The organism is Chryseobacterium panacisoli (genome assembly GCF_008274625.1).
GTDB lineage: Bacteria > Bacteroidota > Bacteroidia > Flavobacteriales > Weeksellaceae > Chryseobacterium > Chryseobacterium panacisoli.
This window is the reverse complement of the sequence record NZ_VTRU01000001.1, coordinates 1,253,629-1,276,303: the sequence shown is the minus strand read 5'-3', so window position 1 is coordinate 1,276,303 and position 22,675 is coordinate 1,253,629. Positions and strand designations below refer to the sequence as shown.

The window sequence follows — 22,675 nt, the reverse complement described above, 5'->3', positions numbered from 1 at the left end:
TGTGTTTATTTCTTAATTAATTTAGCATTCGCCGTTCTATTGTTATCCGTTTTTACCGTCACCAGGTAAGCTCCCTGAACCAAAGCCTGGGTATTGATTTTAGTCACTTTGTTTTTGGTTTTAATACTCTGAAGCTGTCTTCCGCTCATATCATACAACAGAATATCAGCCTGTTTGAAATCATTGAATCCTATTTCTACGTAAGCATAATCCGATACAGGATTCGGGTAGATTTTGATATCGAATTTTTCAATTAGCTGATCAACCTGTTTGTCACCCAGCTTTACGATCTTCCAGTTTTCTTTACCCAATTCTTCAGCACTGGTTCCTGCCAGAACAATAGAACCATCTCTGTTCAGCTTTAAATCTGAAAGTCTCTCTTCTTTTTGTCTGGATTCTCCTTTCACATGCTTTCTCCACTGTTCATTACCATTCTGGTCCAAATACAGCATCCAGAACGTTTCATCATCCGTTTGCATTCTTCCTTCTGCCTGAGTGTAGCCACCCAACAGAATGCCTTTAGACTTCGAGCTTCCATCTTCCTGCTTCCCGCTTACTACACTCATCCCCATCAGAATATCTCTGTTTTTGAAATTATAGGATTTCTGCCACTGTTCATCACCTCTTTCATTCAAAGAAATCAGCCAAAGATCTGTTCCTTCTTCCAGACCTACCGTTTTATTGCCTGATCTTTCGGATCTTGATTCTCCTCCAATGATGAAACCATTTGAAGTTAATGCGAGAGTTCTGATATGATCATCACCTTTCCCTCCAAAATTCTTTTCCCATTCTACTTTCCCGTTTTTGTCTAACTTGACAATCCAGTAGTCACCCTCACCAAAGTTTTCAGTTTGTTTCGGGGTTCGGGATACGGGGTTCGGGTTTTTAACGTCTGACACAGAACCCGCATCTCGCATCCCGGAACCCTTTTCAGATCCCGAAACACGAACCTCGGAACTCCTGGAATAAATTCCCAATAATGCTCCGCCATCTTTCGTTGGAATCATCTTTTCCACTTCGTCTAAGCCTTTTCCGCCTAAGATTAATTGCGAGAGTTCTTTTCCGTTTTTATCGATTCTGGTAATTAAGACGTCTTTAGAGCCGTAACCTTTCATTTGGGAATTCTGGGCGGAGACGAAGGATCCGGCAACAAAGAATCCCAGATCTGTAGTCTGGATCACAGCTCTTGCTTCTTCATCAGAAGAACTTCCTAAAGTCTTTTGCCATAATTCGTCACCAAATTCATTGATCCTGATCAGCCAGATATCTGAACCTCCTTTAGAATCTTCTTTTTTATCCAGTCCTTTTCCTGAATAGGATGTTCCGGCTAATAAAAATCCACCATCCTGTGTGGTAACAGTTGCTGACAGATAATCATGATTTTGCCCTGAAAAATATTTTTCCCAGACTTCTTCACCCTGCTGGTTCAGTTTGATAAGATGAAAATCATAACCGTTGTTCTGCTTGCTTCCAGCCTCCAGCTTCCCGCTTCCTGACTGTATAGAACTTCCGGTGATCAGATATTGCTGATCGATGGTTGTGATAACCTGGCTCAAAAAATCCTGAGTTGAGGACTTGATGTCTTTCTGCCATACCACTTCCTGGGCATGGATACCCAGGGCTGTACATAAGATAAATGCACTGAGAGAGATTTTTTTCATTCCCGTGTTTTTTTAGTTAACATTGTTTGTAATGATAAATCATGGTTAAATCTGATTATTTAGTGATATATCTCTGATAATCAAATTGGTTTATATTGTGACATATTTCAAAACTATTCAAAATAATATTCTTTGATAATAAAAAATATTGTATTTCATATGCATGAAAATTTGTACACATTAAATTGATTTTGACTGTTTTAAAAGGAGCTGAAGAATATCCGCTGAATGAATGTAATGGAATAAAAATTTCATAGTTATTGTTTTTTTAGCCATCATTTGGCTGATTTATAAAATCCGACAAATTTAACACTTTTTAACATGTATTTCCGAATATGACTTTGATTTAATACAAAAATATTTCTTTGAAGCGACAGAACCTGTCGTGTTATTTAAAGCATACCCATTTCATAATAATCCTTGCCCATATACTCATCAGATGCTGCAATAATAATAAAGACTTCGATTGTCTGCTTACGGAAAAGCGTAAATTCCTTTAAATCACTCTCAATACTGCTCAGAAATACCCGTAGGCCCTTCAGAAGTCCCTCTAACCCCTTTAACAAGCCCCTGGAGGGACTTCATGAACGGTCTCCACCCCCTTAATGAAGGGGCTTTACCCCCTTAGGTAAGGGGGTAGAGGGGGTTGCATAAGGGGGTGTAGGGACTTATATAAGGGGGTAGAGACTGTTACCTAAGAGGGTAGAGCCCGTTGCTGTACTACCTGGAGGGTGTTAGTAAAGGGGGGAATAGGATTAAAATACTATTGTAAGAATTATGAGCACTATCCACCTGGCTTTATCAGTGGCGTAGCCACTATTCCTTTGCTCCCTCTAATCATAAATTCTAACCAATGAAACCTTTGCGTTTTAAAAACATTCTACTTCTACAGATACAATAGCTTATTATTTTTGTTTTAAACGCAACGACGCAAAGTTTTAAATTTTGATCTATTTTTTAAGGCGCAAGAAAATCAAAGATTTTCAGCAGGTGAATAGATCGGGGTATAGAAATTTTATCGGAGATAAAATCCTTGCGCCTTAAAAAGCGTCATTATAATAAGAACTTGCGCCTTTGCGATTTCCAACCAAAATATGATAAACAGATAACCACAAAAATAACGGTGTAGAGACAGTTACTATATTATGGAAGGTGTTGGATATAATTACTATTGTAGAATCATGCGCACTATCTATCTGGCTTCATCAGTGGTGCAGCCATCATTCCTTTGCTCCCTCTAATCATAGACTTATTAATAAAGCCTTTGCGTTTAAAAAAATCCTACTTCTGCAGATACAATGACTTATTCTTTTGCTTTAAACGCAAAGTCGCAAAGTTTTAAATATTGATATGTTGTTTAAGGCGCAAGAAAATCAAAGATTTTCAGCAAGTGAGTATACCGGGATATAGAAATTTTATCGTAGATAAAATCCTTGCGCCTTAAAAAGAGACATTATAATAAGAATTTGCGCCTTTGCGATTTCCAACCCAAAGCAAGCAGACGGGTAACCACAAAAAAAGTAATATAAACCTGTGGATAAAATAACTTATTCTTTTGTTTTAAACGCAAAGACGCAAAGTTTTAAATATTTATATGTTTTTAAGGCGCAAGAAAATCAAAGATTTTCAGCAAGTGAGTATACGAGGATATAGAAATTTTATCGGAGATAAAATCCTTACGCCTTAAAAAGCGTCCCTATGATAAGACCTTGCGCCTTTGCGATTTCCAACCCAACCAAGCAGACGGATAAGCACAAAAAAAGCACGCTTTCACGTGCTCTAAAAAAAGTGTTTATTCTTACTGATTGTTGTTTGAAGTAGGTGGAGGTGTTTCAGTGGGTACCGAAGTTTGTCCAGCTACAAAAAACTGCTTCATTCCTTCGTAGATCACATTGGTGCCGGGTACATTTTCTTCAGAAAGGTATCTGATGCTTCGGTAGAAACTGATGGCGTTATGATAATTATCGTGGTCCAACAGTACTTTGGTGTCTGAAAGTTGCTCAGCCAGGGAATCTAATAGTTGCAGCCTTTGTTCTATCTGCTCTCTGGCTACATAATCTCTATCAAATTCTGCCTTATCAAGGAAGTTAGGAACATGTTGAACATTTTGTTCCATATAGGTTTTGGCTTTATTCACAAAGAGTTTGTTCTGTTCTGCAATTCTTCCGTATTGCTGTCTCTGGTCCGGGGTAAGGTTGATAGTTTTCCCTGTAAGGACAGTCTGGATGTCCTGAATTGCTTTGTCAATGGTTTTTAAATCGCTTTCTGAAAAGCTTACACTGATTAAATTGTCTAGTGCCATATGCTTGTGTTTTTGGTTGTTGTTGTGATCAAATATAGGAAGCCTAAAGCATAGAAAGATAGGGTGTTGTAAGATTTTTAGAGAGCGTTCGTTAGAAAATGAAAACGGGATAATGTGGTTTGTTTTTTCTGACCTTTTGAAGAAAAAAAGAACGTGTAAAGAAGGAAATAACGAAATAGGAGAGGAACCCATTTTAAGGATTCAGAAAAATGCTGGGCATCAAGCAGGAAGCATTGGCTCTTGACCTTGGGGACGACTGGAACCAGAAGAAAGTTTCTCTGCAGGAACATAAAGAAATTATTGAAGCCCCTTTTACTGAAAAGAATTTCTGAAGTATTGAAAATTCCGGTGGAAGCGTTTCAGAATTTTGATGAGGAACAGGCGGTGAATATTATTTCTAATACGTTTACAGCCAGTGATAATGCTACAGGTTTTATGTATAATCATTATTCTACATTTAATCCAATAGATAAAATTGTAGAGTTGTATGATCAAAAGATTGCTCTTTATGAGCGTATGCTGAAAGAGAAGGATGAGATGATGGGGAGACTGGAGAGGTTGATTGAGAAGGGATAACTTAAGATATAGAAAAAGGTTCAGCGTGTGCTGAACCTTTTTTGGTTTTTATATTGGTGGTAAACCTAATTCTTTTAAAAATGCATTATGCTTTTCTGTAGCTTCTTTAATCTTTTTGTTGATATCAATTAGATTATCATTTACTTTTTTCAAGTCAATTTTTTCTTCAGCTATTGCAGTACTTACATATCTTGATATATTCAGATTATAGTCATTCTTTTCTATTTCATCCATGGAGACTTTTCTTGAATAACGTTCAATATCTACACGGTTTTTATAGGTATCTACAATTCTTTCTATATCTTCCTCACGTAAATGATTCTGCTTTTTTCCTTTCTCAAAATTCCCATCAGCACTTGCATTGATAAAAAGTACGTCATCATATTTCTTACATTTTTTCAGTATTAAAATACAAACTGGAATTCCTGTAGAAAAGAATAAATTAGAAGGTAATCCAATTACGGTATCTACATTATTATCTTTTAATAGTTTGGTACGAATTCTTTGTTCTGCACCTCCTCTAAATAAAACCCCATGTGGTAAAATGATTGCCATTGTTCCATCTTGACTCAAAAAATGAAGACCATGCAATAAGAAAGAAAAATCAGCCGCAGATTTCGGTGCAAGACCATAATTCTTAAAACGGAAATCGTCTGCTGTTGTTTCATTGGGCTCCCAACTTAAACTAAATGGAGGATTAGCAACAATCGCATCAAACTCCATTTTTTTTGCTGGATTCATTTCATTAAGAATATCCCAGTCATTAAGCAAGGTATCACCATGATGAATATCAAATTCAGTATCTTTTACACCATGTAAAAGCATATTCATTCTTGCAAGGTTGTAGGTCGTTATATTCTTCTCCTGTCCGTAAATTTTACCTATTTGTCCATCATTTTCATCTTTTAATTGCTTTTTAACGTTAAGCAACAATGAGCCTGAACCACAAGCAAAGTCTAAAACCTTATCTAATTTGTTTTTAGGTCCTGTTTTGGGATCCTGGCTATCTAAGATTACAATTTTTGAAAGGATATCAGAAATTCTTTGTGGAGTATAAAACTCACCTGCTTTTTTACCTGATCCAGCAGCAAATTGACCAATTAAATATTCATATGCATCACCTAGAATATCAGTTTTGGTGGAGAACTTGGCAATACCTTCTGATATTTTTGAGATAATGGTGCATAGCTTTTTATTTCTATCAGTAGGTGTTTTTCCTAACTTTTCAGAATTCAGATTTATTTCAGAAAACAAACCTTGAAAAGTACTTTCAAAAGATTGATTTTCAATATAACGAAAACCTTTATCTAATGTTTGTAGAAGATCAGGATTATGGGTTCTTGCCATTTCAGCAATGTTACTCCACAAATACTCAGGTTCTATCACGTAATGCACTTTACGGCGCATTTGTTTTTCAAAATCTTGTAGATCTTCTTGATTATTTTGATACCAAACTGATAAAGCAGTTCGGTTATCATCTTCTGCCAATTTTGGATAATCTGAACCTAATTCTTTTTTTGCAGCAGTTTCATAATTATCTGATAAATAACGCAAAAAGAGGAATGAAAGCATATAATCTCTAAAATCATCAGCATTCATTGCACCTCTTAATTGATCTGCTATTTCCCAAAGGGTTTTCCCTAATTGTTGTTGTTCTTTTAGTGTCATTCTTGACTTGCGTTTGTAGTTTGTTCAATAAGCAATTCTGGTAATTCAAACTTGTATTTTCCCAGAAAAGCATCTAAAATTTTTATAAACAGTTCTTTACTGTCTTGTCCCATTTCTACTGGTTCATATATGGAATATTTGCCATGACTTAATAAGTTTAACGCCCGACTATAGAGGACATCGTCTTCAATTCCATGGATACATTTTGAAAAGTCATCAAGTCCAAAAAAAGTAGCTGTTTTTTCTAAAGTGCTACGAAGCATATTGAAATGATAGGTACTGATATTACCCGAATCTCTTACTTTTTTAAGCTCACTTAATATAGCTACATGATGGAAAAATGGGGTATCTTCGGTTGGTCTTAATGTATGACCATTTAAACCATCTTTATGTAAAAAATAACGTTTGCATTTAAGTTGTTTCAACTCATTATACATTACATTGAAAAATAAAGCATGGTGAGATGATATTATTGTTTTTATACGGTCTTTTCCTTTCTTTAATAATTGAGCCAGATCACTTGCCACAGCAATAGAATTATTATCATCTAAAGAGGAAATGGGATCATCAATATAAACAAATTGCACCCATTCATAAGCTTCTGAATTCTCAATAACCAATTCACAGATAGATAAGAAAACACACCAAATAAATATATTTTCTTCTCCTCTGGAAACCTTTATATGATCTTGTAAAATTGTTTCGGGTTCTTCTGAACCAGGTGTATAATTTGGATTTTTTATTGTTTTACTGAAAATGACTTTAAATTCATCGTAATCAATTCTAAAATCAAACTCAGCATATCGTTCTAAATAAGCAAATATTTTTTCCTCCAAAGCTAACTCCTTGAATCCATTAAAGAAATTAGATGAAGCATTTATTTTTAAAACTCTTTCTGTATCATTAGCTAAATCATTATCCCAAGAAAATAGATCTTCTGTAAAAGCATTAAAATATAAAGTATCTGAACCTGGATTTTTTTTTCTTGTTTTAGCATATTCTTTAAAAGCCATTGATATTCTTGTTTTACCTGTTCCATTATAAGCATATAGTAAAACAAAAAAATGATTATTTAGGTCATCTCTTAAACGAGTAACCAATCTTTGCATATCCGGAAAATGGACTGTATTGGGCTGATTACTCATATTATACTATTTTAGGAAATAACCTTTGCATTAATCCTTTTTTATGGTCTTTTAGTTGTTCTATTTTGTTGGTTTGCGAAGTAATTAAATTATCTACAGCTGATAGGCATTCAGCTATTTTTTCTTGTTCTTTTAGTTCAGGTAGGAAAAATTTATATTCAAATAAATCTACTAACGCAATGGAACCCTGATTAGCGTTTCCTCGAATAATAGATTCAATAAATGCAATGTAAATATTTCTCTTAAATAAAGAATTTAAAAACTTTTGTTCAATTAATTCATTTGCTCTTAAACAAACGGAGTTTTGATTTAATAGTGAATTTTCATCTTTTGATTTTACAACTATTGTCCTACCAACTAATGAATCATAAACTGGAGGTTTAGATCCTACCGTAGTTATTATAAGATCATTTTTTTTTAACTCCCATCTCTTATAGAGTTCTACTTTATTCTCATCTATATAAATAGCATTAGTTTCATCTTTAATATAATCAAATCCCATATCTGAAACTCTCACTATTCTTCTACCATTGGAGGTATATTCTTTCGATTGAAAAGCAAAACCTTTAAAGTATGTACAAACTTGTCCTAATTTTATCTCTTGCCAATCATTTTTAAATTCTTTAAACCTTAATTCTGGGATTTTTCTTCCTTCTTTTGGAAAGAGATTTTGTAATAATCCTTTTTTATGATTTTTAAGGGCATCTAATTTATCTTTATGTAGAGTAAGTATTTCGTCTAAAGAAGATAAAAAATCTGCTATTTTTTTTTGTTCTTGTTTTTTTTGGGGAATTTGAATAGGGAACTCTTGGAGTATCGGAAGTCTAAGAGAAAGTACTGTTGATTGTACTGCTTTTTGAGATAAAAGATTACTATTATTCAGCATTAGGTAATAAATAAACAAACCATTAGATGAAAAGTCCTTCAAAGCATATGCCCGTTGATGTAAATCAAATTTCCCTTTATAATATTTAGGGATAAACCTCATACCTTCTCCAGGAATGATTACTGCTTCACAATCAAAAATAAAATTATTGGATTCTTTTATTACTTCAGAGCGGTCAAATAATGGATACTTTCCATTATCTATATGGTCTTGGGCATTTGATTTTCCATTTGTTATTTTACAAATCATCCCAATAGATTTCTCTTCCCATTCAGCATCATCTTTAAATTCAGGAAATCGCAATTCCGGCACCAATTTATTTTTTGTCTTATTCATATGCTGTTAATCCTGATATTTCTCGTTCTTGGGCTAATTTTTTTAATTGTGGGATAAGGTCTTCCATTAATGCTAATTCTTTTACACGACGTTGTTTCCAGCTTAATTCTAATGGCTCTAAAAGATCCGTTAGTTTTTCACCATCAAAAATCATTCGGTTTATAATATCATCTGTAAATATTTTTAAAGATGTTGTTTCTAAACCATGTTTATGAGCAATGGTGGCAAGTTCTTTAGCATTCTTTTCTACCTTAAAAGTTTCGTAGCCTTGCTTTAATTGCTTTTCATCTTGTCCTTGCCCCCAGTCTAATCCGTTAATATAGTCAGTCAAATCTTCTTTTTCATCCATTAAGTTTGAGCTGGAGCTTAGCAATTTTATCAATTGCTCTTTGGTCATTTTCTGCTTTTTAGATTTCGGATCCGTATTATCAGCGATTAATCCCATGATATAATCGTAATCTATCAATGCAGAAGCAAATAGAACAAATTCAAAATCTAACTGCTGAATTCCTAAAGGAGCATTTTCACCTTCTTTTTGCTGTATTTCTCTTAGCTGTCTAGCCGTTTCCAGATAAGAAGCGCGATAAGAACGTAAAGTATCTTCAGGTAAGATTGTTTTAATTATTTCTTTCTGCTCCGTATCTAAGTCTGTATACTGATCGAGTTGTGTTCTCAATCGCTGTACTTCTTTGAAATTTTTTATGAAATTAATACGTGCAGTATCACCTTTTAAATTATATACTTCTTGCGGTTCATTCACAAGGTTTTGGCTTTCCATAAAAATCCCCATTGCTTCTACAGCTTTTTGATATTTTTCTATGATAACAGGGGCAGGATCTACCAACCAGATCTCTCTTGATTTACTTTCATTGCCTTCTCCTGAGAAAAGTTCGATTGCTTGATTAACTTGCTGTTGTTGTGAACGGAAATCTAAAATGTTACCATATGGTTTGGTATCATTCAAGACTCTGTTTGTTCTCGAAAAAGCTTGTATTAGGCTATGATATCTCAGATTTTTATCAACATATAATGTATTAAGATACTTGGAATCAAATCCTGTAAGGAGCATATCTACCACAATAATAATATCAATTTTGTTTTTATGTGGATAGTCTTTATTACTATATTTATGATCTTTTATACGTGTCTGTACATTTTGATAATAGCTGTCAAATTCATTAATGGTGTGATTAGTACCATATTGCCTATTATAATCGGAAATAATGCTCATCAAAGCTTTTTTCTTTTCTTCAGGATTTATCTGATTATCGGCTTTTTCCTGTTCCAGATCTTCCTGTAGTTGTTTTACATCTGCAGCATTTTTTTGGCTTTGTTGATCTCCACTTTTTGCAATTAATTGAGCTGGTGGTGAAAAAACACAGACAATATTCAACGGAATATAATCAGGGTTTTCGGTTTTTTTCTTTTCCTGTAATGTTTTAAATATATTATAATATTCAATTGCATTATTAATAGAAGATGTCGCAAGAATAGCATTAAATCTTTTGTAATGTGTTGCAGCATCATGTTTTTCCAAAATAGCTTCTGCAACAGCCTGTTGAGCAATAGCTTCTCCAGGTTTGGCATTTACAGTTCCTTGTCCTTTGTAAAAATCAATATGAAAACGTAATACATTTCTGTCTTCTATTGCATTGGTAATGGTGTAAGGATGCAAAAGTTTCTGAAAAATATCTTCAGTTGTTTTATAGGAAGCTAATTCACCATCTACTTTTTTATAAGTGGAGTTGTCATCGAAAATTGGTGTTCCTGTAAATCCAAATAACTGTGCATTTGGGAAAAACTCCTTAATGGCTTTATGATTGTCGCCAAATTGAGAGCGGTGACACTCATCAAAAATAAAAACAATTCTTTTATTTTTTAAGGGTTCTAATCGCTCTTTATAAGTTTGCCCGTTTTCTTTTCTGAAATTTCCATCAAGTGCCAGACCTAATTTTTGAATTGTGGTTACAATTACTTTGTCAGAATAATCATTCGATAGTAATCTTCTTACTAAAGTTTCTGTATTGGTATTTTCTTCAACACTACCTTCTTGAAATTTATTAAACTCTTCACGAGTCTGGCGGTCAAGATCCTTTCTGTCGACTACAAATAAACATTTTTCTACATCTGGATTATCCTTAAGAAGAGTAGAGGCTTTAAATGATGTAAGCGTTTTTCCACTTCCTGTTGTATGCCAAATGTAGCCATTACCTCGGTTTTGCTCAATGCAGTTTACAATAGCTTTTACAGCATAAATCTGATAAGGACGCATTACTAAAAGCTTTTGTTCGCTTTCTACCAACACCATATATTTACTAATCATTTCACCCAGTGTACATTTAGATAAAAACTTATCAGAAAAATCATCTAAGTGGGTGATCTTTTTATTATTTTCATCAGCAAATTGATAAACAGGAAGAAACTGTTCATCCGCATTAAATGCAAAATGCTGATTTCTATTATTCGAAAAATAATAAGTATTGGTTTTATTACTGACAATGAATAGTTGCATAAAACAAAGCAGAGAATTGGTATAGCCGTTTCCTGGATCATTTTTATAATCCACAATTTGCTGCATTGCTTTTCTTGGAGTAATATCCAGAGTTTTCAATTCAATCTGAACTACAGGAATACCATTAATCAGAATAATGACATCATATCGATGATTACTATTATCGGTATCCATTCTCAGCTGATTGATTACTTCAAATTCATTTTTGCACCAATCCTTAATATTCACTAATGTGTAATGGAGTGGGGTTCCATCTTCACGTTGGAAATATTGCTGTTCCCGTAACAGTTTGGAGGCAGCAAAGACATCAGGATTTACAATCTCATCTCTTAATCTTGCAAATTCTGCGTCACTAAGCCTAACACGGTTTAAAGCTTCAAATTTCTCACGAAAGTTTTTCTCTAAGTTAATCTTATCACGAATATCAGCTCTATAGGTATATTTTAAATCAGAAAGTTTATTAATTAAACTTTCTTCTATGTGGTTTTCTCGTGTCATTATTATTGAATGATAATAATAGTTTAAACCTCAAATATACATTAATTTTATAGAAGAATTTACTGTCGGTGAGATCGTTTTTTATCTCTTTTTAACTATAATAGGCTTATTATTTGAAGCTTATAAGTCGTTTTTTATAGAATTTTAATTTGTAAATAATTAGAAGCCACTGAAAATAAAATGGTGTCTGTAATGGTATAGGGATGTTTCATATCCTTGATAGTATCATATGATACTATCAAGGATATGAAACATCATTAATTAAAGGGTATATCAAACTAAATTATGAATTTAAATCCACAGCCACAGCCTGCGTTCTCCTACACATCCATCTCCTTAATCTCCAAACCGGCAGATACACAAAAATCACAGACAAAATCCCGGCTAAAACACCCACAACAATAGCCATCGCCGTAGCATCCAGCTTATAATCCTTTGAGAAATTATACTGTCCTATAAAGAGCAGGGAGAGTACTAATGAACCTGTAATCAGGCCATGTAAGATGCTGAGCTTGGTCATGAGCTTTTTAATATTCAGCTGTTCGTCTACGGTAAACTCTATGGCTTCCTGGTTGGCGGCATCCGTTACTCTTTTGATGATATCAATGGTAAGGACTACCGGAAGGAAAATAGCCATCGGGAGGGTAAGACGGGCCAGGTTTTGAGTTCCTGAGAAAAAATGGGTGTAGCCTAACTCTTTGAAGCTGGCATACGCAATAATGAAATTAAAAAATACATTCGGGAGGACATAGTAAATTGTGCGCTTGATGAGAAAGCGTTTCAGGGTGGTTTTTTTGATGGGTTTTGGCTTTGGAGGCTTTATTTTCAATTTCATAGGGAGGTGGTCAATAGCTCAATGGCTTTATCTTTTATCAGATGGGCTTCCTCTTTCGGAAGAAAGTTTTCATTGGACATGAAGGCGAAGTTCATCTGCTGGTTGTACGTACTGGCGACTAAGGTATTGGAGTTCAGCCATGGGAAAGCCACGGTAGGACTGAATACGGTTTCCAGGTTGAAGTTTTTATAATCATTCGGGATATTCACCTTTCCCATATTGGATAAGGTCACATCATGCCCGCCTTCACTGGATTTCAGCATATTGATCATGCGTCCTACAATAGGGTGCATACGTTCTCCCATCCACAGGAGTTCACGGGCTTCCAGCTTGCTGATTTTCTCAATAAGGTCTCTTTTGATCTGTTTGGCATTCCCCAGAACATCCTTGCTGTCTTTTTTGATGGAAAGCTCTACGGTTGGGGCGAAGGCGAACAAATGATCTTCCTTGATCTCCGGAATAAAATGGCGTACATCCACTGGACTGATCACCTTACCTTTGGCACGGTCTCCCTGAATATCACGGAAGGCCTGCATTACGGAAGAACACAGCAAAGCATGGACGGAGATTCCGTTGGCTTTACATTTCTCAGTAATCAATTTTGTATCCTCCGGGGTCATTTGCCAGTGAATCGCATAGCTTTTTCCAAGGTTTCTCTTTTTACTTTTTCGCTGGATAGAAAAGAATATTCTGGCGAACAGCAGATAAAGACCGGCTTTGTATTTTTTGATTCCCGTATTAAAATCCGAAGGCAGAAAATCATCTACAGATTCAAAAGCAACATAAGGAATTAATGGAGAATAAGGATTGTCCAGCAAACTCAAAAGCTCACGCATTAAGGTCACTCCGGTAGTTCCGTCTGAAATGCAGTGAGGCATGATCCAGAGGATTTCGGAATGATCCTGTCCCTTCACCCATACTACTTCTGCCAGAGGCTTTTTGGGTTGATCAAAAAGTTGGAACCATGCTTTTTCGGATTCTTTGAACCAGTCATCGTCTGTCTTTCGTTCTACAATGCGTAGAGGAATAGGTTCAATATCTCTCTGTCCCATAAAAAAAGGATACCGTCCGACGGTATGATCAACGATAGCTCTCAGCATCGGATGTTTCTGCTGGATTTTGATTAAAGCTGTTTTAAAAGTCTCTTCAGAAATCTGTCCGTTGATTTTTGCGGTATACACACAGTTTAAAGGCGTTTCCGGATCTACATACATGATCCTTTCCACCATCATTAAAGGTCTTTTGATCATGATATTGCGGTCTGTTTAATTTGTGAATAAATGGTCTGCATAACCTCATCACGGATAGACAATGCTTCTGTATAGGGTAAATAGCCTTCGCTTCCCATGAATGAAAAATCCATTTTTCCACGGTAGGTAGAAACCACGAGGGTAGTGGTATTCCCTAACGGACCAATCACTGATGGGCTGAAGATCGTCTCAACGGTAAATTCTTTATACTCATGAGGAATCTGAATACGTCCCAGATTGGAAAACATACAGTCGTTGGATGATTTTCCGTTCTTCAACAATTTTGTGAAACTATTCAGCGCATCATGTCCGGATTCCATGACCATCATCGTAATGTAAGGGTTCAGTTTTGAGGTCTTTTGTTCTACAGATTTCTGCATGGCGCGGAGGTTGTCCTCAAAGCTTAGCTTTTCATAAGAGGAAACCACAATCATCAGTCCGAAAGCGAAAATATGATCTTCTTTGATCTGATTGGCAAAACGTCTGATATCTACGGGACAGGAAACCTTATTGAAAGATTTTTCAGCCCTTACTTTTTTAAATGCCTGCAATACCGCGGCACTTAAAAAGGTATTCACGGTCACTTTCTGAGATTTGCAGTAAGCGATTAATTCTTTGCTTACGGTTTCATCCAGTTTCCAGTTGATCAGGTAGTCATTCTGTCTTTCTACAGTCTTTTTGCCTACAGGAATCCATTTGATGGCAGTAGCCGCCAGTCTTCCTATAAACTTAGCTTTCAGTTTCTGTCTGCGGCTGTTCAGAATATGGGCAGGAACTACATCCTGTATTCCCAGAATCGGATTTTCTGTCCCGATTTCAGCAGCCGGATTATCTAGTACTTTCAGAAATTCATTCAGGAAAGACATGGCTGAACCTCCATCACATAAACAGTGGTGGAAGACAAACAGCATATCAGAAACATTTTCCCCTTTGATCCAGATAAACCGGATCAGAGGCAATTTTTCATAATTAAATGGAGTGTTCCATTCTCTTCTGGATTCTTCCTGCCATTGATCTTCACTCTGTCGGGTGATGATTCTTACAGGAATAGAAATGGCTTTTTCCGGAACGTTGAACCACGGGATATTTTTTTCATCATGGCTGATCAGTGCTCTCAGCCATGGATGTTTATTTTGAATTTGAGCCAGAGCCTGCTGGATATCTTTTAAAATAAAAGTACCTCTCAGTCTGAACGGGATGACTGCATTAAAAGGTTCTGTTCCGTCCCCCAATAACATACGTTCACCAAATAACAATCTTCTTTTCATGTGTTTATTCATAGGTTATACGGGAGCTAATGTTGAATGTTCCTGTACAAAGTTTTCTAACAGTTCTACTGCTTTATCGTTACCTCCTGCAAGGGTAAATGTATTTCTTACTTCCTGGGCAGCAATTCTGTATTTCGGATTTTCCAACAATTCAAAAACGGTTTCGCGAAGGGCATCTACACGCAATCTTTTGTATCGGATACTGATTCCGCAGCCTGCCTGTTCAATCAGTTTTGCAATATGGAAATGATCATAAGCGATAGGCGTGATCAGCATCGGTAATCCGTTTCGGAAGGTATCATTTACGGTATTGAATCCACCGTGGCAGATCACCATATCCATTTGCTGCATCACTGCGGACTGAGGTACAAAGCTGTTCACAATAAAGTTGTCCGGCCATTCTTCAAAGATTTCCGGTGGAGTAGCGGCAATCACGGTAACCGGCTGATCTTTAAATGCAGCGATAATTTTTTCAAAGAAAGCTTTTCTGATGTCTACCAACAATGTTCCCAATGATACAAAGATCTTTGGAGTGGTAGAAGCATTCAGTTTATCCCAGTCAAATGGAGCATCGTTCGGACGGCCTTTTACCGGACCTACGAATTTCATATGAGACGGAACCGTTTCAAAACCTGCGAAAGCCTGTGAGGTAAACACCATATTCAGTTTGTGAGAATGGATATAAATTCCTTCCTCATGAATGCCTACTTCTTTTTGTAGATCTTTGATCAGGTTCTGCTGCCATTCCCAGATTTTCGGAGCACTTTTTTCAGTATCTCCCATCACATCCGGCGGAACCGGAGTAGTCGTTACACAGGGAATATTATGTTTGTGGGCGAAAAGAGCTCCTCCGAAAGTGATACAGTCATTCACGATCACATCCGGCATCCAGCTTTCCGTAAGTCTGGTGAGCCCCGGCATCATCATTTTGGCGAAAGGAACATAGGTTTCTTCCAATGCCAGTTTCATCACTTCAGGTCCGGAACAGGCTGGTCCGTCATCCTGTCTCTTTAAAATACGGGCAATTTCCTCCTGATACGGAATAAGATCTTCTTCAGGATAGAAATAAGAACCTCCTTCCGGAATATGTTTGTTGTCCAAAGGGGTAATTCCGAACCATTTTACTTCATGGCCACGGGCAATTAAGCTTGCTCCCACACTTAAAGTAGGGCTCACATGTCCGAAAAACGGAGGAACTACGAATAAAAATTTAGACGGTTTTTCAGGTTTTGAAGCCTTTAATATTGCCTGTTCCAGTAAGTTGGCTGCTGTAGCAGAACCGCCTGCTTCTACAAAAGATTGTCCTACTTTCTGAGCTGCTTCTCTGTAACCTGGATTATTCAGAATCTGCTGTACAGCTTCTCTAAGGTGATTTCCTTTAAATCGGTTAAAATTAAGACGTTCACCTGCTTCTGTACGCACAACTCGTCCTGCAACGTGTGACTGATCATAGGCAATAGGGATCACTACTAAAGGAATACCGTTGGATAAGGTTTCAGATACGGTATTGTGACCGCCATGACACACCACACCGTCAAGATGAGGCAACAGATCCAGCTGAGGAACTTGCTGATAGACCATAAAGTTTTCCGGCCATTCCTCGAAAAGTTGAGGATCGGAAACGACTACTACGGTTAAATCTTCATCTTTAAAGGCATCGATTACCTTTTGGAAGAAAGCTTTTTTATGATCATGGTCGAAGGTAGTCCCAATGCTTACCAGGATCTTTTTGTTGTTTTTGCTTTTTAATTTCTCCCAGTCAAACTCACAAGAAACACGTCTTTCTGTAAGAACCGGACCTGTGAATTGATATTGAGAAGGCAGATCATCCATTTCACCAAAGAAATAACTGGAAGTCAGAACAAGGGCCAAAAGGTCAGAAGTTGCCAGGGAACGCTCTTCCTGAAAGCCTAATTCTTTCTGCAAACCTATGATTTGATTCACTTCCCATTCGTGTACTTTTGGCAGTTCATTCATAATTTTAATGGCGGCCGGAGCAGTAACGGAAGTGGCATAAGGAATTCCCAGCGTTTTCGCAGCAACAGGGGCTGCAAACAACTGATGGTCCCCGATAACCAAATCAGGCTGATATGTTTTCAGTAAAGCAATAATTCCCTTATAGCAATGTCTGTTCAGTGGGATAAGAACTTCTTCGTAAAGGAACTTCACGCTGTCTATGCCGTACACTACTTTTTTTGAAATGATATCGAGATATTGTTCACTTTCTTTCTTTTCTTCGTCGGTCTGATCGTATTGGATCAGTAATAATTTTCCTCCCTCCGGAAGTTTGGCCTCTAAAGTCGGGTCAAGGCTGATCCAGGCTACTTCATGCCCTCTTTCCAAAAGAGTAGCACCGATGCTTAAGGTAGGATTGACATGTCCTGTCAATGGTGGAACTATAAATGCAAATTTAGCCATGGTTTTGTGTTAAAATTTTAGATAAAAATTGAGCGATCGTTTCTGCAATAAGCTGAGGTTCCTGGATAGGAATATTGTGATCGCCCGGAATTAATTCAAGTTCAGATCCGCTGATTTGAGACTGAAGCCACTCTCCGGTAGGTCTGCAGTTGGAGTCAGCGCCATAAAGCAATAAAGTAGGAGCCGCCAATTCATTGAAACGGGCTTCACCAAGGAAATGTTTTTCCCTGATCATATCTGCTTTAATGGTAGTCTGATTAAACAGAAATTCATACATACGGTGGTTCTTTTCCATCTGTCTTTTACCCATCTGTACTTTGGTAGTATCCGTAAAATTGGCTACATAATGCTCAAGAAATTCTTTGCTGTATTCATCAATGATGTTACGGGCTTTTTCGTCCTGAGGATCCGGAGCTTCCATCACCACGAGCTGATTCACGCGGTCAGGATATTCTAATGCTGTTTTTAATGCAATAAGACCTCCAAAGCTGTAGCCGACAAAGTGTACTTTTTCCAGTTGAAGGTGATCTATTAAACCTATCAGATCGGATGATATGGTATCAAGGTCGTACCCATCCAAAAAGCGTTCACTCATACCGTGGCTTTTCAGATCGTACATCACTACATGGAAATGCTTTGCCAGTACTGGGGCAATATTAAAATAATAAATGGACAGGTTACTGAACATACCGTGGATAAGTACCACGGTTTGTTCGGCTCCTTTGTTGAGTTCCTGTATATGAACTTGTCTGTTATTGACAGTGATTATTGGCATTCGTAGATATAATTGATGATCATACTAAGGTCAAGATTAATAAGTTGGTCAAGATCCATAGAAGATAACCAACCTGTAAAGTCGATCTGATCGCCAAAATGTGCTTTGATCTTTTCAGAGAAAGAGACAATCTCGATGCTGTCCATTTCAAGATCTTTAGTGAATGAACTTTCAGGAGTAATGTCCATTTCTTCTACGAATTCAGCACCTATCACTTCAGTAATAAAACCTTTTAATAAAGTAAAAAGTTCTTCGTGGTTCATTTTTAATGTTGCGTTTACAGTGTCCATCCGATAATATAATTTTTATGTTTAATAGTTTTGATTTCAATGTTATTGATCCACAGGTGATCGTCTTTTATAAGTTCGACTTCGAAAGCTTTAGGATTTCCCTTCAGTCCTGTTCCCATGAATTTTCCGTAAGCTTCCTTGGCTACCCAGAAACGGGTGGTCCATTCTGCCTGATCTCTGCCTTTTAATAAGGCTAATTCATTGTCTGTAAATACCAGATCATAGAATCCTTCGCTGCGTTCTTCTATGAGTTCCATATCGATTCCTACAGATTTGCCATATCTCGCAATTCCCACGGCATCTTTTCCTTTGTGAGCCAATGAAATATGAATGTCTTCTGTAAAATCACTGATGAGGTAAGGTTTCCCCACTTCATCGGAACGGATTTCAAACGTGATCGGGAAGCAGGCATGATTTTTTTCCTGACGGAGAAGATTTCTTACGGCGTCTTTTACCGCTACACGGCTTACCATCCAGTTTTTCTTTTTGTTCGGTAATAACTGCTGATGATGCTGTTTTTCTGTCTGGTTGAAATATCTTTTCAGGATAAAATCCCATGAAGCCACTCTCGTATACGCCTGGTGGAAAAAGAAAACTTCAGGAGCAATCTCTTCCGAAAGCCTGTTGTGCAACGGTGACATGGAAACATTCCATAAGGCGGCATCAATTTCCAGTCTTCTGTTCTGCCAGCCGGTAATGGCGCACCATACTTTTCCGTCTCTTTTCAGGATGATATCTGCGATGGCAAATTCATCATTAAGCTCGGTCAGCATGCAGGTGCATTCAAAAATACCTTCCTGATCATGCATATCGCCGAAGAATTCAATATCTCTGATTTTTACAGGAAATGCAATACGGTCTTTCACCAATGTAAGCTGCAGCCAAAGTCCGAATAACTGTCCTGCGTTATCCAGTAAAGAACCTTTACCGCCATTTCCTTTTATTTTTCCGATAATTCCTTTGTCTCCAACGGCTGAAACTTCAGTGATTCCCTGGTATTTGTCTCCATGGAACATGTGCATGTCATAGATTTCTTCAGGGGTTCTTTCGATAGGTAAAAGATTACCAATGGAAATATTGAAAGTTGGTGTTGGAACAGAAGCAGATTTTAAAACGACTTCTGCATTGGCAAAATTCTCAATATCCAGATAAGCGTGGTTGGGTGATCGCCATTCTCCTTTTACTGTTTTTTCAAAAGGTTTGGCAACGTTCATCCATTGGAATACACTTACGTTCATGATTTTATGAACCAATGTTCCCGGAACTTCAGCTTCTGCAATTTCAGCAAGCTGTTCAAAGATCATGGTCATCGGAATTACCGGTTCCATATCCGCTACATGAGCCCATCCTTTAGGCTGTCTCAATAAGCTGTGGTCAATCAGGTAAGGATGACTTTCCAGGGTTACATACAGGTCTTTTGAGAAGGTTGTACTTCTTGGGGCTTTCGGAGCAACATGTGCTGCCGGAGCTGCAGGGCGCTGGATTGTGATCTCAGGACGGTTTTGGAATAAAGTCAATACTTCTTCCTGCATACGGATCATATCAGCAACGTTATCCTGGAATGCCTGTACCAGCGGATGGCCGCTTTTGGTGGCAATAGATGAAGCAGTTGCGGTATATTGTTTTGGGGCATCAAATGATTGAGCCAACGCTTTAACTTCTTTAAAATTACGGATAATAGGCGAACCTAATTCCAGTTTAATCCCTTTTCCTGATGCTTTTTTCGTGTGATTCTGAATCTCTAAAAAGTCAAGCGCAATGGTTTTTCCCTCTACAAATAATGAAGCGACCACGCGTTGTAACTGCGCCAATGCAGAACGGGTAGGAACACTTGAAGCAATCGTACTGAATGCTTTTCCTTTTAAAGTATCATCAATAAACCCGATCAATCCTCCTGTACCCACCTGAATGAATACTCTTGCGCCTTCTTCGTATAATGTATCGGCCAGTTCACGGAAACGGACAGGCTGAACCAAATGTTCTGCACTCAGTTTTCTGATTGCTGCCTGATCCGAAGGATAAGGTTCTAATGTTGTGGCTGACCACAATGGAATTTTTGTCTGCTGGAACTGTGCTTTTTCCATTCCTGCAAGGATCACATCCAGTTTATCAGCGATAAAAGGAGAGTGGAATCCTGACTGGAACGGCAACACCTGATGGAAGATCTGTTTGGCTTTTAATAAAGGAACCAATTTATCTAAAGCAGCATTACTTCCACAAAGAATCACCTGATTAGGGCAGTTGTCATTGGAAATATAAAGGTTTGGAATTTCGTTAATAAAAGGTTTTATAATGTCAATTCCTGCTCCTATAGCGATGAACTTGGAATCTTTTAATTCAAAAGTTTCAGGATTCAGCACATCAATTAAAGCTTTTACAGAATTGGCTTCGGCTAATTCGGACGAATATCCTGCCAGCCATTCTCCTAAACTGTGTCCGGCATTCATATCGGGAATAATTCCCAGTTTTTTCAGTGAATTATCAAGAATACTGCAATTGTTGAAAATGTTTAAAGCATCGGTTAAAAGACCTTCGCCTTCCGTTTCGATAGGAGCTGTTAATCCAAAATAACGGCTAACGGTATCTACTTCACCTTTTGCAAGACCGTCTAAGCCCGGAAATACAAAGGCTACTTTACCACCATCTTTTAATAATGGGGTAGAAGTGTACCAGATATCCTGTTTGTTTTTCCAGATGATATTTTTGGAAACAATTTTAATGGCTTTTTCTACTCTTGCAGGGGTTGGGTCGAATATTGCTATTCTAAAGTCCCCTTCTCCAATGGCAGTCTCATTATTTTGTAATGCAGAAAGCAGTTCTTCGTGCGTAGATCTGGCCAATATCAGTACATGGTCTTTTTTGGGCATATTATAACCTTCCAGAACAACGTGTGCATTGATTCCTCCAAATCCAAAGGCATTTACAGCAGCTACTTTTGGGAGTCCTGTTTTTGACCAGTTTTTAGCTTCCTGTACAGGTTCAAATCTTGTGTTCTGCATCTCTGCAGTTGGATTTTCACAATACAAAGTTGGTGGTAAAGTGTCATGGTGTAAAGCCAGACAGGTTTTGATCAGTCCTGCGATTCCAGCAGCAGGCATAGCATGTCCGATATTGGACTTTACAGACCCGATACCCGCTGCTGGAGTGGTTTCTTCTTTTCCAAAGAACTGAGTTAAGGTCTGAAGTTCTGTTTTATCTCCAAGGGGTGTTCCTGTGCCGTGGGCTTCAAGATATCCCACTTTGTTTTTATCAAAATCAGCATTGATCCATGCCTGTTCCAACGCTTTCAACTGACCTTTTACAGAAGGGCTCATCACGCTGGTTCCGGTACCGTCACTGCTTACACCAACCCCTTTGATCACTGCATAGATTTTATCCTGATCACGAACGGCATCTTCCAATCGTTTTAACACGACAAAGCCACAGCCTTCACCGATCAGTAATCCGTCAGCATCCCTACTGAACGGTTTGATCTGCTGTTGGCGGGACATGGCTCCCAGCTGGGCAAAAATACTCCAGAAAGCAGCATTCTGTCCTGTGTGTACTCCTCCTGCGATCATGATATCGGAACGACCTCTCTGAAGTTCCTGTACAGCATGGTCTACAGCAATCAAAGCAGAAGCACATGCTGCATCTACGGTAAATGCTGCACCGCCTAAATTGAATCGGTTGGCGACAAGAGAGGCTACAAGATTAGGAATTAATCCCATCGCAGTATCTGCTGCAAAACGTCCTTTGCGTTCCTGAAAAGCATGTTTTACCTTTTCAATGTCAGAAGAAGACACATGAGGCAGTAATTCCTGCAGTAACGAAGAAATCTGTTCTCCGGTTCTTACAATTTCAATAGCGCGGGTAGCTCCAGGACCAGTGTAGTTTCCTTTACCGATGATGATTCCCGTTTTTTCAAGGGAAATATTCTTTTGAAATATTCCTGCATCTTCCAGTGCTTTCTGTACCAGATCAAGGGTAAGCAAATGGTCAGGTTCCGTTCCTTCAACAGCCAATGGCAGAATACCAAAGGCGGTAGGATCGAAAGTATAATCAGGGATAAATCCTCCGCGCTGACAATAGAAACGGTCAACGGGACTTGTCGCATCACTGAAATGAACAGGATCTATCCGATCAGCCGGAGCCAATTCGGTAGAATCGACTTTATTGACAATATTCTGCCAAAAAGTGTTGGCATCCTGTGCCCCGGGAAAGACACAGGATAGACCAATTACAGCAACATCTGTTTTTTTCATATTGAGTTTAT

13 protein-coding genes and 1 pseudogene are annotated in these 22,675 nt (G+C 37.6%); 1 reads left to right on the top strand and 13 read right to left on the bottom strand.

Annotated features, from left to right (window positions below; translation table 11 throughout):
- Nucleotides 1–5 precede the first annotated feature (5 nt).
- Both FW781_RS05620 and FW781_RS05615 read right to left on the bottom strand, forming a co-directional pair.
- Nucleotides 6–1,661 carry a T9SS type A sorting domain-containing protein gene (locus tag FW781_RS05620; protein WP_149386517.1) on the bottom strand — a complete coding sequence of 552 codons (1,656 nt, stop codon included), beginning with the start codon at nucleotides 1,659–1,661 and terminating at the stop codon, nucleotides 6–8.
- Nucleotides 1,662–3,459: 1,798 nt separating this feature from the next.
- Nucleotides 3,460–3,963, bottom strand: a complete 504-nt coding sequence (locus tag FW781_RS05615; RefSeq protein ID WP_149386516.1) for a hypothetical protein — start codon at nucleotides 3,961–3,963, stop codon at nucleotides 3,460–3,462.
- 209 nt (nucleotides 3,964–4,172) lie between these two features.
- On the opposite strand from FW781_RS05615, the pseudogene FW781_RS05610 reads away from it, so the two are divergent.
- Nucleotides 4,173–4,539: pseudogene (locus FW781_RS05610) on the top strand (XRE family transcriptional regulator).
- A 48-nt stretch (nucleotides 4,540–4,587) separates the two neighbouring features.
- On the opposite strand, the gene FW781_RS05605 reads toward FW781_RS05610, so the two are convergent.
- From FW781_RS05605 to FW781_RS05555, 11 genes are all read right to left on the bottom strand, one after another.
- Nucleotides 4,588–6,207 carry a type I restriction-modification system subunit M gene (locus tag FW781_RS05605; protein WP_149386515.1) on the bottom strand — a complete coding sequence of 540 codons (1,620 nt, stop codon included), beginning with the start codon at nucleotides 6,205–6,207 and terminating at the stop codon, nucleotides 4,588–4,590.
- Nucleotides 6,204–7,352, bottom strand: a complete 1,149-nt coding sequence (locus tag FW781_RS05600) for an AAA family ATPase (protein WP_149386514.1) — start codon at nucleotides 7,350–7,352, stop codon at nucleotides 6,204–6,206. The genes FW781_RS05605 and FW781_RS05600 overlap by 4 nt, the downstream gene beginning before the upstream one ends.
- 1 nt (nucleotide 7,353) lies before the next feature.
- Nucleotides 7,354–8,574 (bottom strand): restriction endonuclease subunit S, encoded by a 1,221-nt coding sequence (locus FW781_RS05595; RefSeq protein ID WP_149386513.1) that lies wholly within the window; start codon nucleotides 8,572–8,574, stop codon nucleotides 7,354–7,356.
- Nucleotides 8,567–11,584 (bottom strand): type I restriction endonuclease subunit R, encoded by a 3,018-nt coding sequence (locus tag FW781_RS05590; RefSeq protein WP_149386512.1) that lies wholly within the window; start codon nucleotides 11,582–11,584, stop codon nucleotides 8,567–8,569. The genes FW781_RS05595 and FW781_RS05590 overlap by 8 nt, the downstream gene beginning before the upstream one ends.
- Nucleotides 11,585–11,867: 283 nt before the next feature.
- Nucleotides 11,868–12,419: a hypothetical protein gene (locus FW781_RS05585; RefSeq protein WP_149386511.1), complete on the bottom strand. Its 552-nt coding sequence runs from the start codon at nucleotides 12,417–12,419 to the stop codon at nucleotides 11,868–11,870.
- Nucleotides 12,416–13,669, bottom strand: coding sequence for a phthiocerol/phthiodiolone dimycocerosyl transferase family protein (locus FW781_RS05580; RefSeq protein WP_149386510.1), 1,254 nt, complete (start codon nucleotides 13,667–13,669; stop codon nucleotides 12,416–12,418). Before FW781_RS05580 ends, FW781_RS05585 begins: the two co-directional genes overlap by 4 nt.
- The gene (locus tag FW781_RS05575) at nucleotides 13,666–14,937 is read right to left on the bottom strand and encodes a condensation domain-containing protein (RefSeq protein WP_228720145.1); all 1,272 of its coding nucleotides are present in this window, start codon (nucleotides 14,935–14,937) and stop codon (nucleotides 13,666–13,668) included. Before FW781_RS05575 ends, FW781_RS05580 begins: the two co-directional genes overlap by 4 nt.
- 15 nt (nucleotides 14,938–14,952) lie before the next feature.
- A complete protein-coding gene (locus FW781_RS05570) occupies nucleotides 14,953–17,355 on the bottom strand; it encodes a glycosyltransferase (RefSeq protein ID WP_149386508.1) in 2,403 nt (800 codons plus the stop codon).
- Entirely contained in the window at nucleotides 17,348–18,130 is a 783-nt protein-coding gene (locus FW781_RS05565) for an alpha/beta fold hydrolase (protein ID WP_149386507.1), read from the bottom strand. The genes FW781_RS05570 and FW781_RS05565 overlap by 8 nt, the downstream gene beginning before the upstream one ends.
- A complete protein-coding gene (locus tag FW781_RS05560; protein ID WP_002977699.1) occupies nucleotides 18,121–18,420 on the bottom strand; it encodes an acyl carrier protein in 300 nt (99 codons plus the stop codon). The genes FW781_RS05565 and FW781_RS05560 overlap by 10 nt, the downstream gene beginning before the upstream one ends.
- Nucleotides 18,408–22,664, bottom strand: coding sequence for a type I polyketide synthase (locus tag FW781_RS05555; RefSeq protein WP_149386506.1), 4,257 nt, complete (start codon nucleotides 22,662–22,664; stop codon nucleotides 18,408–18,410). The genes FW781_RS05560 and FW781_RS05555 overlap by 13 nt, the downstream gene beginning before the upstream one ends.
- Nucleotides 22,665–22,675: the final 11 nt, after the last annotated feature.

What these genes read in the sequence shown, in the direction of transcription:
- FW781_RS05575 (WP_228720145.1), bottom strand. Translation starts at nt 14,937, where the DNA reads ATGAAAAGAAGATTGTTATTTGGTGAACGTATGTTATTGGGGGACGGA.
- FW781_RS05560 (WP_002977699.1), bottom strand. Translation starts at nt 18,420, where the DNA reads ATGGACACTGTAAACGCAACATTAAAAATGAACCACGAAGAACTTTTT.
- FW781_RS05620 (WP_149386517.1), bottom strand. Translation starts at nt 1,661, where the DNA reads ATGAAAAAAATCTCTCTCAGTGCATTTATCTTATGTACAGCCCTGGGT.
- FW781_RS05565 (WP_149386507.1), bottom strand. Translation starts at nt 18,130, where the DNA reads ATGCCAATAATCACTGTCAATAACAGACAAGTTCATATACAGGAACTC.
- FW781_RS05615 (WP_149386516.1), bottom strand. Translation starts at nt 3,963, where the DNA reads ATGGCACTAGACAATTTAATCAGTGTAAGCTTTTCAGAAAGCGATTTA.
- FW781_RS05555 (WP_149386506.1), bottom strand. Translation starts at nt 22,664, where the DNA reads ATGAAAAAAACAGATGTTGCTGTAATTGGTCTATCCTGTGTCTTTCCC.
- FW781_RS05605 (WP_149386515.1), bottom strand. Translation starts at nt 6,207, where the DNA reads ATGACACTAAAAGAACAACAACAATTAGGGAAAACCCTTTGGGAAATA.
- FW781_RS05580 (WP_149386510.1), bottom strand. Translation starts at nt 13,669, where the DNA reads ATGATCAAAAGACCTTTAATGATGGTGGAAAGGATCATGTATGTAGAT.
- FW781_RS05570 (WP_149386508.1), bottom strand. Translation starts at nt 17,355, where the DNA reads ATGGCTAAATTTGCATTTATAGTTCCACCATTGACAGGACATGTCAAT.
- FW781_RS05590 (WP_149386512.1), bottom strand. Translation starts at nt 11,584, where the DNA reads ATGACACGAGAAAACCACATAGAAGAAAGTTTAATTAATAAACTTTCT.
- FW781_RS05595 (WP_149386513.1), bottom strand. Translation starts at nt 8,574, where the DNA reads ATGAATAAGACAAAAAATAAATTGGTGCCGGAATTGCGATTTCCTGAA.
- FW781_RS05600 (WP_149386514.1), bottom strand. Translation starts at nt 7,352, where the DNA reads ATGAGTAATCAGCCCAATACAGTCCATTTTCCGGATATGCAAAGATTG.
- FW781_RS05585 (WP_149386511.1), bottom strand. Translation starts at nt 12,419, where the DNA reads ATGAAATTGAAAATAAAGCCTCCAAAGCCAAAACCCATCAAAAAAACC.